This window comes from Ruegeria sp. HKCCD6119 (genome assembly GCF_013110585.1).
GTDB lineage: Bacteria > Pseudomonadota > Alphaproteobacteria > Rhodobacterales > Rhodobacteraceae > Ruegeria.
Genome location: NZ_WVQV01000004.1, coordinates 44282 through 58209 on the forward strand (window position 1 = coordinate 44282; position 13928 = coordinate 58209).

General features: G+C 58.3%; 14 protein-coding genes. 4 read left to right on the forward strand and 10 right to left on the reverse strand.

Annotated elements, in window-relative coordinates; translation table 11 throughout:
- From GS611_RS11845 to GS611_RS11885, 9 genes are all read right to left on the reverse strand, one after another.
- Positions 1 to 483, reverse strand: a complete 483-nt coding sequence (locus tag GS611_RS11845) for an AsnC family transcriptional regulator (protein ID WP_171635885.1) — start codon at positions 481 to 483, stop codon at positions 1 to 3.
- Positions 480 to 929, reverse strand: coding sequence for an Lrp/AsnC family transcriptional regulator (locus GS611_RS11850; RefSeq protein ID WP_171635888.1), 450 nt, complete (start codon positions 927 to 929; stop codon positions 480 to 482). Before GS611_RS11850 ends, GS611_RS11845 begins: the two co-directional genes overlap by 4 nt.
- Entirely contained in the window at positions 926 to 1915 is a 990-nt protein-coding gene (locus GS611_RS11855) for an AsnC family transcriptional regulator (protein WP_171635890.1), read from the reverse strand. The genes GS611_RS11850 and GS611_RS11855 overlap by 4 nt, the downstream gene beginning before the upstream one ends.
- A 3-nt stretch (positions 1916 to 1918) precedes the next feature.
- On the reverse strand, positions 1919 to 3064 hold the full coding sequence (locus tag GS611_RS11860) for a cytochrome D1 domain-containing protein (RefSeq protein ID WP_171635892.1): 1146 nt from the start codon (positions 3062 to 3064) through the stop codon (positions 1919 to 1921).
- Entirely contained in the window at positions 3061 to 3444 is a 384-nt protein-coding gene (locus tag GS611_RS11865; protein ID WP_171635894.1) for a cytochrome c, read from the reverse strand. The genes GS611_RS11860 and GS611_RS11865 overlap by 4 nt, the downstream gene beginning before the upstream one ends.
- Entirely contained in the window at positions 3437 to 4198 is a 762-nt protein-coding gene (cobA, locus tag GS611_RS11870; RefSeq protein WP_171228836.1) for a uroporphyrinogen-III C-methyltransferase, read from the reverse strand. Before cobA ends, GS611_RS11865 begins: the two co-directional genes overlap by 8 nt.
- A gap of 198 nt (positions 4199 to 4396) precedes the next feature.
- Entirely contained in the window at positions 4397 to 4798 is a 402-nt protein-coding gene (locus GS611_RS11875; protein WP_171635896.1) for a plastocyanin/azurin family copper-binding protein, read from the reverse strand.
- Between the two features lie 55 nt (positions 4799 to 4853).
- Entirely contained in the window at positions 4854 to 6638 is a 1785-nt protein-coding gene (locus GS611_RS11880; protein WP_171635898.1) for a NapC/NirT family cytochrome c, read from the reverse strand.
- Between the two features lie 124 nt (positions 6639 to 6762).
- On the reverse strand, positions 6763 to 8439 hold the full coding sequence (locus tag GS611_RS11885) for a cytochrome D1 domain-containing protein (protein ID WP_171635900.1): 1677 nt from the start codon (positions 8437 to 8439) through the stop codon (positions 6763 to 6765).
- 245 nt (positions 8440 to 8684) lie between these two features.
- On the opposite strand from GS611_RS11885, the gene GS611_RS11890 reads away from it, so the two are divergent.
- Positions 8685 to 9881: an NnrS family protein gene (locus tag GS611_RS11890; protein ID WP_171635902.1), complete on the forward strand. Its 1197-nt coding sequence runs from the start codon at positions 8685 to 8687 to the stop codon at positions 9879 to 9881.
- Positions 9882 to 9899: 18 nt separating this feature from the next.
- On the opposite strand, the gene GS611_RS21140 is transcribed toward GS611_RS11890, so the two are convergent.
- Positions 9900 to 11012 (reverse strand): Hint domain-containing protein, encoded by a 1113-nt coding sequence (locus GS611_RS21140; protein ID WP_253285008.1) that lies wholly within the window; start codon positions 11010 to 11012, stop codon positions 9900 to 9902.
- A 267-nt stretch (positions 11013 to 11279) separates the two neighbouring features.
- Between GS611_RS21140 and GS611_RS11900 the strand changes: the two genes are divergently transcribed.
- The 3 genes from GS611_RS11900 to GS611_RS11910 are packed head-to-tail and all read left to right on the forward strand — an operon-like array spanning position 11280 to position 13928.
- Positions 11280 to 11729, forward strand: coding sequence for a cytochrome c (locus GS611_RS11900; RefSeq protein WP_152460362.1), 450 nt, complete (start codon positions 11280 to 11282; stop codon positions 11727 to 11729).
- Between the two features lie 16 nt (positions 11730 to 11745).
- A complete protein-coding gene (locus GS611_RS11905; RefSeq protein WP_152460361.1) occupies positions 11746 to 13113 on the forward strand; it encodes a cbb3-type cytochrome c oxidase subunit I in 1368 nt (455 codons plus the stop codon).
- Between the two features lie 5 nt (positions 13114 to 13118).
- A complete protein-coding gene (locus GS611_RS11910) occupies positions 13119 to 13928 on the forward strand; it encodes a CbbQ/NirQ/NorQ/GpvN family protein (protein ID WP_371732252.1) in 810 nt (269 codons plus the stop codon).

Below are 13928 nucleotides of genomic sequence, written 5' to 3' on the forward strand. Positions count from 1 at the left end.
TCAGCCTTTCTGTTTCAGGCGCAGCCCGGTCTTTTTCAGGATGCGCGTGGAATAGAGGATGTCGCTGCCGCAGCAGGCCGATCCCAGAATCGCGGCAATCTGGCCGCGTTTATCTTCGACCTCATCGCGCGAGCTGCCGTGGACCATGGCGAACAGGTTGTAGGGCCAGTCGGGCAGGGCGCGGGGCCGTTCATAGCAATGGGTGACGAAAGGCAGTGCCCCGATATGAGCGCCCAGTTCGGTGATCAGGTCATCCTGCACGTCCCAGACGGTCATGCCGTTCGACGTCATGCCCAGCTTGTAATGGTTGGGGGCTGCCGCGATCCGTCGGATCACCCCGCGCGCCTTCAGCGCGGCCAGCCGGTCCAGCAGGGTGGCCTCGCTCAGGCCCAGATCGGCAGCGACCTGCGCATAGGGCGCGGCCACCAAGGGCAGTCCTCCCTGGAGCAATTCGATAATCTGTCTGTCTGTTGCGTCGATCATGCCGCCACCCGGAAGCCGATGAAAAATTCCTGAAGTTTGGGGAAACGGAGAACACGGATCCCCGTTTCCCGTTCGATGGCATCGGCGGTGGCCTCGATCCCCTCGGGCGTTTCGGTGGCCAGCACGAACCACATGTTCAGCCGATGCGTGCGTTCATAATTATGTGCCACCTCGGGATGTGCATTGACTTTGGTCAGGACGGTTTCGAATTCTTCGTCTGGAACGGCCATTGCGCAAAGGCAGAAAGCCCCACCCATGGCCGCGGCGTCAAAAAACGGACCGAACCGCGTGATGACGCGGTCATTTTTCATGCGGCTCAGACGCGACAGCAATTCCGCCTCGGACAGGCCAAGCTCTGTGGCGACGGTTGCGTAAGGGCGCGAAGTAAGCGGCAGATCCTCTTGCATACGATTCAGGATCGCTCGATCCGTTTGGTCCAGCGTCATGCGGCGACCTCCTTTGCCTGAATCAGCGCGCCGGTCTGTTTGAAACAGCGGGTTGAGAACAGGACCTTGTTCCGTGCTCCGGCCAATTCGGGCAATGCAATCGCACCCGCCAGAACATCCAAAGCCTCATTGCGTGTACGGGCGTGGATCATGGAATACAGGCGATATGGCCAGACATCGGGAACCGGATTACGCTCATAACACAGGGTCACCCCCGGGAAGGCGGCCAAAGCCGGACCGGCGGTTTCAATCTGTTCTGCCGGCAGGTCCCAGACCACCATCGCATTGGCCGACCAGCCAAGCGCCCGGTGACGCACAATGACGCCGAGTCGCGAGATTATTCCGGCGGCATGCAGGGCTTCGACCCGCTCCATCACGTCGGTCACATCCCGTTTCAGCGAACGAGCCAGAGCGGCATAGGGTTCTGAGACTAAAGACAGCCCGGAACTCAGAGACTGTAGCAGGCAGCGATCGCCCTCGCGCATGACGGATGCATCGACCTTTCGTGCCGTGGGTACGTTTTTGACTCCGCCAGTCATGCGAAAACCAAGATCCACGTTGAAAGGGCGTACCAGCCGCAGGTCCAGCACCTGCAATCCGGTGGATCGACTGATCCGCGCAAGGGTATCGTTGACATGCGTGCGGTCCGGTCCGGTCGCAACAAACCACAGGTTCCACGCGTCTTCGCGTTGATAATTGTGATTCACGCCGGGTTCGGCATCGATCAGGGCGGCAACCTCCTCCAACCGATCTTCCGGAGCCGCCACGGCAGCCAGGGTGCTGGCCGTCACCGCGCCGGGTGTGATGGTGGCGCCAACCCGTGTAATACGGCCCGTGGCGCGCATCCGGGACAAGCGATGAATGACTTCTGCTTCGTCCAGCCCGAGTGCGTTACCCAGCATCTGGAACGGTCTCTCGGTGATCGGGAAGTCGCGCTGAAATTCGTCCAGCAGGCGACGGTCGATCGGGTCCGTGATATGTCGCATCGTTTACAGCCCCGTTCTGTGCGCACGGGCGGTGAAGAAGATGCCAGACGGGCTGTCGGCGTCGATCTCGCGCAGTTTTTCAAAACTGTGCGTGTCGTAGACCATGACCTTGTTGGCGTCGCGCACGCTGATCCAGACTTCATGCCCGCGCGGCGTGAACTCCATGTGCAAGACTGCGGGGCCGGGCTTGAATTCGTGGATGATCTGTTTGCTGACACTGTCGATCACCTGAATAGTGTCATTCAGCGGGTGGGCGAAATTCACCCAGACCTGCCGTCCATCGGGGCGGGCCATGGCAAAGACCGGTTGCCCGTGGGTTTTGGTCCGTCCCGTTTCGGTCAGAGTGTCGGCGTCGATCCACAGAACCTCGTGATGGCCGACAGCGGGCAAAACGAACTCTCGGCCCGTCAGCGCCCAGCCTTCCAGATGAGGCATCTTGTAGACCGGCATTTCTTCCTGACCACGCCCGTAATCGGGAAGAACCCGGATCGGTTCGGGTGTTTCGGCCCACAGATCCAGCGCGGTCAGGCCGTCCTCGCCAAACAGACCGGTGATATAGGTGCGGCCATTGGCAGTGATCAGCGCGTCATAGGGGTTCTTGCCCATGTCTGGGATCTTGGTGATCTCTGGTGTGCCTTTTGCGAAATCGGCAATCCAGGTTTCCCCAGTGTCCCACATCGTGAAAACGAACCGCCGACCCGGCGCATCGACCAGGCCGATGGTTTTGCTTTCGGTCGGGATGTCAGCGACCATCTCAAGCGTGTCCGCATTAAATACGCGCACGCCGCCGGGTTCGTAATTCGACACGGCCACAAGCTTGCCATCGTCCGAAATCGCCCCGCCGATGGCGTTGCCGGCCTGTACGACGCGGTTCACGATCTGGCGGGTCACGATGTCGATCTTGGTCAGCCCGCCGTCGCGGCCAAACACATAGGCAAACCGTTCATCAGGCGAATAGACCAAAGACGCATGCGACAGATCACCCAATCCCTCGATCCGGGCCAGAGCTGCACGGTCGGATTGATCCACAAGAAGCACCGAGCCCTTGGCGCGTTCGATGACCAGACCAAGGTCGCCTGTCGCGGTCGGTTCAGCCTGCGCTGTGGTGATCATCAATGTGGCTGCAAGGCCAAGAATGAAATGTTTCATTGTGCCTCCTGTTCCAGCAGGTAACGGGCGATCCATTCGGCCTCTTCTTCACTGATCAGGGGCCGCCATGGGGGCATCGCGGTGTCGGGGATGCCGTCAAGGATGACGCTGGTCAAAACATCCGCGTCGTAATGTTCAAGTGTCTCACTGCGCAGATCGGGACCAAGACCGCCTTTCAGGGACAGGCCGTGACAGGAACCGCAATCCTGATGCACAAGTCTTTTCAGGGTATCGGGATCGATGACATCCGCCGCGAAAGCAGAGGTCGCGGCCAGAACCGCAATGGTCAGACAGGTTCGCGCGGCCCACCCCGAGCGCCCCGGCGACCTGTCGGTGCGTGTTGGGACAATCCCCTGATCTCGTCTTCCCAGCTTAGCCATGGGCCTGTTCCAGAAGCTCGGCCACAGGCCGTTCGGCATAAAGCGAAACCACCTTGCCAATGATAAACAGCGTCGGCGCCTTCAGGTCGGCCGCGCGAACATCCGTGGCCAGCTGGTCAAGCCGTGACACAAGACGACGCTCATCAGGTGTCGTGGCCTTGCCCACCGCCAGAACCGGCGTCGAGCCCGGCAGGTTTTCGGTCATCAACCCCATGGCGATCTGACCGATATTGGCGACGCCCATATAGACCACCAGTGTCGAGTCCGGATCGGCAAGACGTTTCCAGTCAAGATCCAGTACTTTGTCGGCCTGCCGATGCCCGGTGACATATTGAACCGAAGTCGCCAGCCCGCGATGGGTCAGCGGCACACCCGTCGAACAAGACGCCCCCTGGGCTGCCGTGATGCCCGGTGCGTATTCGACAGCGACACCGCGGGCCATCAGATAGGCAGCCTCTTCCGAGCCGCGACCAAAGATCATGGGGTCGCCGCCTTTCAGCCGGGCAACCGTGTGACCTGCGCTGGCTTCTTCAAGCAGTATTTCGTTGATGCGGTCCTGCGGAACGGTGTGGCATTTGGGGGCCTTGCCGACAGGGATCAGCCGGGCGCCTTCCGCGTGCAAGTTCAGAATGTCGGCGGACACCAGCCGGTCATAAACCACGACATCCGCTTCTTGCAGCATCCGCAGTGCGCGCAGGGTCATCAGCTCGGGGTCGCCGGGGCCTGCGCCAATCAGAAAAACCTTACCGCTCATGTGCAAACTCGCTTGGTCTGAAAGTCTTCGAGACCCGGTATCCCATGCAGATCCGCTGCGTTTGCAAGACGTTGCTGGGTGGGCCGGGCGTGTCATGGGGGAAGATTGGCCCAATCGAAAACCAACCTCCTTGACATAAGTTAAGGAGCGCGGGATTTGCGCCCGCGCTCCTTCATCTCGCCTGTATTGTGCCTTGTTTCAGGGTTCGACGGTGATCATTCCGATCATGTTCTGTGTCTCCCAATGCGGGCCGCACAGATAGTCCTGTGGGCCGGGCGTGAGAAAGGTCAGTTCAACCGATTCCTCGGGGAACAGCCGATCACTTTCAGGTTGGCTGCCATCCTTCAACAGAACGGAATGGCTGGTGCGTTTGTCGACATTCACCCATCGGACAGTTGTGCCTGCCTTCACCGTCAATTCGGATGGGCAAAAATTGTATTTGTACATCAGCACCACTTCGGCGTCTTCGACGGCCGACGAAGGCTGACCGAACAACTCGACATAGCGCTCTTCGGCCTCGGCACAGATTTCGGCGGTTTCGTCCGCCCAGGCGGGCGCGGCCAGAAGCAGCAGCGCGGGAAGAAGGCGAAGGGGTTTCATGGTCCATGTCTCCTTTCCAAAAGTGGCCGGGGCCGGTTTACCCGGCCCCGATCCGTCATTGTTTGACTACGTTGATGAACGCGCTGTCATCATCCAGCGCCAGGCTGGTATTCAGCGTCACGTGGTGGAACCGTGCGGCGGTAAAATCGTCGTGGATGGCAAAGCCAACGGTATAGGTTTTCCCCGCCTGCAATGGCACATCACCGGGCGCGCCCGAATTCAGGGGGCGTGTAAACACCACGGTCCACATGCCACCGGACAGTTCGGCCGATGCGGCGATTTCACCATCATTGACCACGCGCTGCTCCAACAGATAGCCATTGGTGGCGCTTCCGTCGGCGTAGACACGCATCAGGTCAAGATAGGTGCCGTCGGCCAGATACTGCTCGATCTGTTCCTCGGCCTTCAGCTTGTCCCAGCCCCCCAAGGCCTTGCCGCGGCGACCTTTGATCTCAACATCCGTGCGGCTTTCGCTGATGTACTTGGTAACGGTGTCCGTGGCATTGAGGCGACCGGCAACATCCGCATTGGCGGCGATCGCATCCGCTTCGGGCGCAAAAGGCATATAGGTGTTGTCGGCGTGGCACGAAGCCCAGCATCCCACCTGATCGCCAAGCTCGATACCAGTGCCGGTAATCATCATGGCAACCTTGATCTGGTTGTCCGGGTCCATCTTGCCGCCATCGACGAACGGGGCAGGGTTGTGACCCGCGTCCGGCCATTGCAGGCGAATGTACAGGTTTTCGTCGTCATGCGCCGCCTGAACGGTTGCGTCGATGACACCGCGTTTGCCCGGAATCGGGGTTGGCTCAAGATCTCCACCCGCAACGATCTTGTTGCCGATGGTGTCCAGTTCCTTGGCGTGACAGGTGGTGCACTGATCCCCGCCTTTGGTCAGGGGGCGCGCGCCACCATGGAACTTGCCATTCTGGACCCATTCAAACGAGGCCTGACCAGGGTAGAAGAGTTTCAGATCCGCCGCGGCCACTGCGTTCCAGTCGATGTTGGACCCAACGTCGCTTGCTCCACCAGAGGGCGCCGCGGCGTCTTCACCGGAGGTTTTTGCGCGTTCTTCCTCTAAAGCAGCGTCAACAGCCGCTGCGATCTGGGCTTGAACGGCCTCTTGCTGAGCCTTTTTGGCGGCTTTTTCTGCTTCTGCTTCAGCGGCCTCTTTGGCTTCGATCTTTTCGAGACTGGCCAGATATTCCGGAGGGATGGGCCGGATGAAGTCCGGGTTCGGTGCTTCAAGCTTTTCCAGATACTCTTCGTCCGCGCGGTCGCGTGCATCCGAGTGTGCAATCCCCTTGTGGCAGTCGATACAGGTTTGTCCTACAGTCATCGCATTGAGGTGCTGCTGACGGGCGCGTGGTTTCTGGAATTCGGGCATCATCGATTCGAAATCGTGACAGTTACGGCATTCGCGCGAGTCTGTGGCCTTCATCCGCTCCCATTCGTTCATGGCCAAATGTACACGTTTGGCCTCGAACTTTTCACGGGTGTTGATGGTACCGACCATCTTGCCATACAGCTCTTTGGACGCCTTGATCTTACGGATCATCTTATGGGTCCAGTCTTTGGGCACGTGGCAGTCGGAACAGACAGCCCCCACGCCCGACCGGTTCACGTCATGGATCGTGCCGGTGTATTCTTCGTAAACAAAATCTCGCATCTCGTGACATGAGATACAGAATTCCTTGGTGTTTGTGGCTTCCATTGCGGTGTTGAACCCGCCCCAGAAGATGATGCCGGCGGCAAAGGCCCCGGCGATACCGGCCACAGGCATTCCCCATAGGAAATACCGGCGCCAGATCGGTTTTTTCTTTTCCGGTTCGGAGGTCATATCCGGGCTCCGTTTTGGCTGTATTGTCTGGCCCTTGGTGGCAGGCCGGTGAGTTTGGCTGATGACTCAAACAAGGAAAGGGCGGGCGAGGGGCCCGCCCTTTCCTGTAGTCGTCCTGACCTCGTCAGGTGACGTGGTTCGACCGGTTGTAGACGTTGAACTTGCCGGTCGGGGCGTAAAGCCCCTCAATCCGACCGATTTCTTCCAGCGTCTTCGCGTCGAAGATCACGATCTGACCGTTGGGTTCCTTCGAGTCCGACAGGTTCCACTTAGAGACCCAGACCTCGGTGCCATCCGCGTTGAATTCGAAGTGAACAGCGGCGCTGCCTTCGTCTTCGGTGATCTGGATGGTTTTCACGATCTCACCGGTCTCTTTCGAGATGACCTGCACAGATTGCTGAATCTCAGGCTCCGGGTGCTTGGTCTGGTCAGCCCAGATGTAGTCCGAATTCGGGTGGGTGCGGACAAACAGGCCGGGGCCGTCGGTTTCCACTTCGTAGCAGATCTTCCAGGCATCATCCGGACGGTTTTCAGGATCGTTCCCCCAGACAGTCACGGTGCCAACGCCAAGGTGGGTTGTACCAGCGACAGGGCCACAGTTCGGGTCGACCCAGTTGGCGCCCGGACCAGGGTGCGGCAGCGCGGCTGTGTCGATCATCGCCTCAAGCTTGTGGGTTTCGGTATCGACAACCACCATCTTGTTCGACGCGTTTGCAGCGATCTGGAAGTAACGGCCTGTCGGATCGAAGAACCCGTCATGCAGGAACTTGGCGCTGTCGATCTTGTCGATCCGAAGGTTGTCTAGATCGGTGTAATCGACCTGCCACAGCTGTCCCAGTTCTTTCACTGCAACGATCCAGGTGGGTTCGTTCGGAGTGGTGTAGATGGCAGCCACCCGGGCTTCTTCCACATACTCGCCGTCAACGTTCACGCCGCGGGTCGATACGACCTTGACCGGTTCCATGGTCTGGGCATCAACGATTGCAAAGTGCGGCGGCCAGTAGCCACCACCGATGACGTATTTACCATCGCCGGAAACGGCGACGTCACGGGCGTCATATGCAATCTTGACTTCGGATACCAACATCTTGTCCGGCGTCTGCCAAAGGTCGATCTTGGTCATCTTGCCGTCGCGACCCATGGTGTACCAGAACCGGCCAGGCTGTTCAGGCTCTTCCAGCGAGTGGTGCTCGGATGCTTTCAGAACGTGCACTGCATAGCCGGTGGGGATGTGCGTCAGCACTTCTTTGGTGTCGCCGTCGATCACGGCCACCTTGCCGACGTCACGTTCGATGACGACAAAGAAGTTTTCCCAGTTGCGGCCGTGCAGCGGCTCGGTCGGATAGTCCTCTTCTTCGACATAGACCTTACGCGTCGCCATCATCTGTTCCAGCGACATTTCAGGTGGTTTTGGCGGCTCCATCATGATGTAGGTCGCCATATCCTTGATTTCCTGCTCGGTCATGATGTCCGAGAAGTTGTTCATGCCGCCTTCGGTACCCCAGGCGATAATCTTTTCAAGACGTTCCTGCCCCAGTTGGAGGGTGCCGCCTTCTGTTACTGTGCCGTCGGCGGCGGTCTTTTTCCAATGCGGTTCCAGGTTTTTACCCGTGGCACCTTTGCGCAAGACGCCGTGGCAGCCTGCGCATTGTTCGAAATAGAGCTGTTTAGACGATTCAAAGGCTTCTTCGCTCAAAGTTGGCTCTTCGGCGAAAGTCGGAGCAGCGACGCTGCCCAACAACATTGCCAATCCGACCCCGAAGGCGCGGCCGGGTTTGTTGTAGCTGATTCCAAGTGACATGATCACTCTCCATATGCGTGGTGAGGCGGTGTCGAGAGTGAAACATCACGTGGATGTCATCCTTGACCAAAGTCAACGGGAAGGGCGCAGACCAGGCACTTTGGACAGAAAACACGGATCAAAACCCCCAATAAAACTTGTGTTTTTCACACATGTTTAAGCCCGGTCTTGATTTTGGTTAAGGGCGCCGGGTCTTGTGGGCAATACACATTGTTCAACGGCGGAAAAAGCTATGGAGAGCAGGCATGACAGCTGTAATCGCGCGTGTTTTCAGTGAAGGGTTCCGGGTCTTTTTTCTTTCGGCGGGTCTTTACGGTATGTTTGCAGGGGTCGCGTGGGGCGTATGGTTGGCGTCGCTCGACGGACTGATGCCCTATATGGACCAAAGCTATGCGATGCCCCCGGTGATGTGGCATGCGCATGAGATGATTTTTGGGTATGCAACGGCCGCCTTGGGGGGGTTTTTTCTGACCGCCGTGCCGAACTGGACCGGTGCGCCCGAGGCGCGGGCCCGTTTTATCACGCTTGTCGCATTGATCTGGATGGCCGGGCGTCTGGCGGTCTGGTTTTCCGGAGTGTTGCCACCCTTGTTCGTCGCTGTTGTGGACCTGAGCTTTGTCCCCATTCTGGCGCTGAAGATTGCCAGCCAACTGGTTCGTCGGCCAAAGCCCCAGAATATGGTGTTTCTGTATCTTCTGGTTCTGATGTTGGCCTCGAACGTTATGGTTCATTTGGAATGGATGGGGGTCACGGTGGATACGCTGAACACCGGCATTCGGGCCGGGCTTTTGACCTTGTGTTCGATGATCGCGATACTGGGTGGCCGGATTACGCCGGCTTTTACACGCAATGCCATGAAAAGAGCGGGTCAACCCGAAGCATCGTGGCCGGTATCCGTGGCCAGGCTGGACAGGGCGACGATGATTCTGGCGCTGTTGCTGCCCCTGCTTGTGCTTGCACTTGATGTCGGGCCTGTTGCGGGGGCCGTTGCTTTGGTGATGGGCAGTGTTCAACTGATGCGCATGGCGCGTTGGAGAACAGGCTGGGCCTTGCGTCAACCGATCCTGATCGCGCTGCATCTGGGTCTCGGGATGCTGGCGCTGGGTCTGATTCTCTGGGGGTTGGCTGCCATCGGGATGGGAAATGAGATCGGCGCGCTCCACGTTCTGGGCATTGGTTGCGTTGGCGGCATGACCCTTGCCGTAATGAGCCGCGCCGCCTTGGGCCACAGCGGCCGCCCCCTTGTCGCGCCAAAGCCCATGGCGATTGCCTATGGCTTGATGGCGGTTGCAGCGCTTGTGCGTTGGCTGGGATCCGACATGACAGGAGGGTACATGACGGCGATGCTGACTGCGGATGGATTTTGGATCGCAGCAATGGGGCTGTATCTGTTTGCCATGTGGCCTGCCCTGACCGGCCCCCGCGCCGTGCAACAGTCCTGAAGTCTGTTCGGGCGGCGCTTATCGTTTAGCAATCAGAGGCCGCTCATTCTTGATATGACGATGGACCAAGGCACGAGCGCGTTTCCCTTTTTCCGGTATCCGTCGTGCGGCCAGCGGAACGTAATTGCACTGATCCAATTCAGGGAACAATTCAAGAATTTCCGCCCGTGCGTCCGGGTGAACACTGGACAAGGCCTGCGCGCCGGTAAGCAGGCTTTCGGAGGGTGCGCCTTCCGCATAGATGATTTCGTGACGGTCGAACAAAAGATGGACATAGGTCACAGCACAGGTGTCATCAGCGATTGAAATGCCGGGCACGCCGACAAGAATGTGAGCAGGAACAAGAACCTCTTCGGCGTCGAACATTCTGACGGCAATCGGCGACCGGACCAGCATACGGTGTTGCGGTGACACGAAAAGATCACGCTGGGGCAAGTGATCACCCAGTGAACCGGCTTGGATCCGGATGGGCTTCAGCCTGGGACGGGCGCGAAGCGCTGCTTGGTCCAGATGCCGCGTGCCGATCCAGCGTATGTGTTGCAGTCCGTTGTCCGCGGTGACGACCGCGTTACCCACCTTCAAATCCTCGATAGTCCTCGGACCTTTTGGAGTCATTATCAATGTTCCGGCTACGAAGCACGGCACGTCAATGATAGTAGTCGGATCTGTTGTGTCAGGAGCATTGGTCGGCGTAACATTCACGATGTTCATCGAGTATGTCGTGCCGGGCACAAGGGGTTCAGAGGTTATGTAACCACCCAAAGTTCCGGCAACTTCCACACGATAAACTGTAATCGTACCCCCGCCTGGTTTGGACAGAATATAGGATTCTTCCAGGTAAATTGGGCCACTAAGAAAGGTGGTCGAGCCATCAAGGGTGGTGATGGTGCCGGTCTGCGTCAGATCATCGCCGTCTTCGTTATCGAAGCGGTCACCGTTGAAAACATCGCCAGTATCGACAATGGGTGGTCCGCCGCCGTTTTGAATAAATCCACCGGCTGCGTCTGTCACGCTGAACAAACGACGATCCGTGTCAGGATCAAAATTGACATCCAATGTAACCGTATCCGGCCCAATCGTATTCACCGTGATTACGCCGGGCGTATAACCGATATAGGAATAGTTTGCCATTTTAACCCATCACTCTTTGACGCGGAATTTACACTTGTTCTCTCAAGCGCTTGGATAGCTCTGCCATACTAAAATGTCGACGCGACATTCCTCACGATTGGTTCAGATATCAAGGCGAACCCCAGGCTTTTTCGTGGTTCTTGCTGTTTGTCAGGCATCTGACCTCGTTCCAGAGCATACTTGAGAAGTCTTGACTTTCGTTAAGGCACTGCCGCGTCCCGCCCGTCATGTTGCTGACACTAGCTAATCTGCGCAAAGGAGAGCGCAATGCGAGACGTCATGACAAAGAGCATGGCCCGCAATATTTTTTATGGCGGGTCACTGTTCTTCATTCTTATCTTTCTGGCCCTTTCGGCCCATTCCCACTGGTATATCGTCAATTCCGAAAATGCCGCAAAGCTGGATGACAGTGTGGTCCGGGGCAAGCATGTCTGGGAAAAACACGCGTGTGTAAACTGTCATTCGATTCTGGGTGAAGGGGCTTACTTTGCTCCGGAAGTCGGCAACGTGATGACCCGCTGGGGCGTGCTGGACGACCCGGAATCAGCCTTTGAATCCCTCAAGGGCTGGATGGAAGCACAACCGACCGGCATTCCCGGTCGTCGGCAAATGCCCAATTTCAACCTCAGCGACGAAGAACTCCGTGACCTGACCAACTTCCTGATCTGGACGGACAATATCGACGCGCAGGGCTGGCCGCCCAACGAGGCAGGCTGAGAAAGGGAACGAAACAATGAAATACGAATCCCAAAAAATCGCCTATGCCTACTTTGCGGTAGCCATGGCGTTGTTCGCGATACAGGTGATCGGCGGCCTTCTGGCCGGTTTCATCTATGTATTCCCCAATTTCCTGAGTGAGCTTCTGCCGTTCAACATCGTGCGGATGCTGCACACCAACTCTCTGATCGTCTGGCTGATCCTGGGTTTCTTTGGCGCGGCCTACTTCCTGATCCCGGAAGAAGCCGAGCGCGAGATCCACTCGCCCAAGCTGGCCTATCTGCAACTGATCATCCTTGTTGTCGGCACATTGGGCGTGGTCGTCACCTATGTCTTCAACCTGTTCGAAGGCAACTGGCTGCTGGGCAAAGAGGGGCGTGAGTTCCTGGAACAGCCCAAATGGGTCAAGGCCGGTATCGTCGTGGCTGCATTGATCTTCCTTTACAACGTGTCGATGACCGTTCTGAAAGGCAAGAAGACCGCCATTACCAACATCCTGCTTCTGGGCCTTTGGGGTCTGGCGCTGCTGTTCCTGTTCGCCTTCTACAACCCGGGCAACCTGTCGCTGGACAAGCAATACTGGTGGTATGTCGTCCACCTGTGGGTCGAAGGTGTGTGGGAACTGATCATGGCCTCGATCCTGGCCTATCTGATGCTCAAGCTGACCGGTGTGGACCGTGAGGTAGTCGAAAAATGGCTATACGTCATCGTCGCCGCCGCGCTGTTCTCGGGCATCCTTGGCACAGGTCACCACTATTACTGGATCGGTACGCCTGCATACTGGCAGTGGATCGGTTCGATCTTCTCGAGCCTCGAGGTGATCCCGTTCTTTGCGATGATGGCCTTTGCCTTCGTCATGGTCTGGAAAGGCCGTCGTGACCACCCCAACAAGGCCGCGCTGCTGTGGTCGCTGGGCTGTGCTACGCTTGCGTTCTTCGGTGCCGGTGTCTGGGGCTTCCTGCACACGCTGCACGGGGTGAACTACTATACCCACGGCACGCAGATCACCGCAGCCCACGGTCACCTGGCCTTCTACGGCGCCTATGTCTGCCTCAACCTGGCGATCTTCAGCTATGCGATGCCGATCCTGAAGAACCGTGATCCCTACAATCAGGTTCTGAACATGGGCTCGTTCTGGCTGATGACCAGCGGCATGGTCTTCATGACCTTCGTGTTGACCTTCGGCGGCACCGTGCAGACACATATGCAGCGCGTGGTCGGAGACTACTTCATGGACGTACAGGACCAGATCGCGATCTTCTACTGGATGCGTCTTGGCTCTGGTCTGGTCGTTGTCCTCGGGGCGCTGCTGTTCATCTATTCGATCTGGGTTCCCCGCAAAGAGGTCATCGAACCCGGCGCGGCTGAAACCCCTGCGGAGTGATGGATATGGATGGCTCCATGAACCTGAAAGAGGGGGCGGCAAACGCCCCCTTCTACCTGCCCCAGGGCGATGAGTGCGACGTCTTCAACGCCGCTTACAAAAACGACCTGCCGGTTCTGCTGAAAGGCCCGACGGGTTGCGGCAAGACCCGGTTTGTCGCCCATATGGCCGCGAAGCTTGGCCGCCCGCTTTATACAGTGGCCTGCCACGACGATCTCGCTGCCGCCGACCTGATCGGGCGCTATCTGCTGAAGGGCGGCGAAACCGTCTGGGTCGATGGCCCCCTGACCCGCGCGGTGCGCGAAGGTGCGATCTGCTATCTCGACGAGGTGGTCGAGGCCCGCAAGGACGTGACCGTGGTGCTGCACCCGCTGACCGACGATCGGCGCATCCTGCCGATCGACCGCACCGGGGAAGAGCTTGAGGCCGCGCCCGGTTTCATGCTGGTGGCGTCCTACAACCCCGGCTATCAGAACATCCTGAAAACCCTGAAACCTTCGACCCGCCAACGGTTCATCTCGTTGGAGTTCGACTTTCCCTCGCCTCAGATGGAAGCCGAAGTGGTCGCGCAGGAAAGCGGCCTGCCGCTGGAACGCTGTAAGCCGCTGGTGCGGTTGGCGGGCAAGCTGCGCGGGCTCAAGGGTCAGGACCTCGAGGAAGGCGTGTCCACCCGGCTGGTCGTCTATGCTGCGACGCTGATCGCGCAGGGCATGTCCACCGACCGCGCCATCCTTGCCGCCATGATCGAACCTCTGACCGATGACGAGGATATCAAACGCGGGCTCCTCGATCTTGTCACCGCCGTCTTTGGGTGA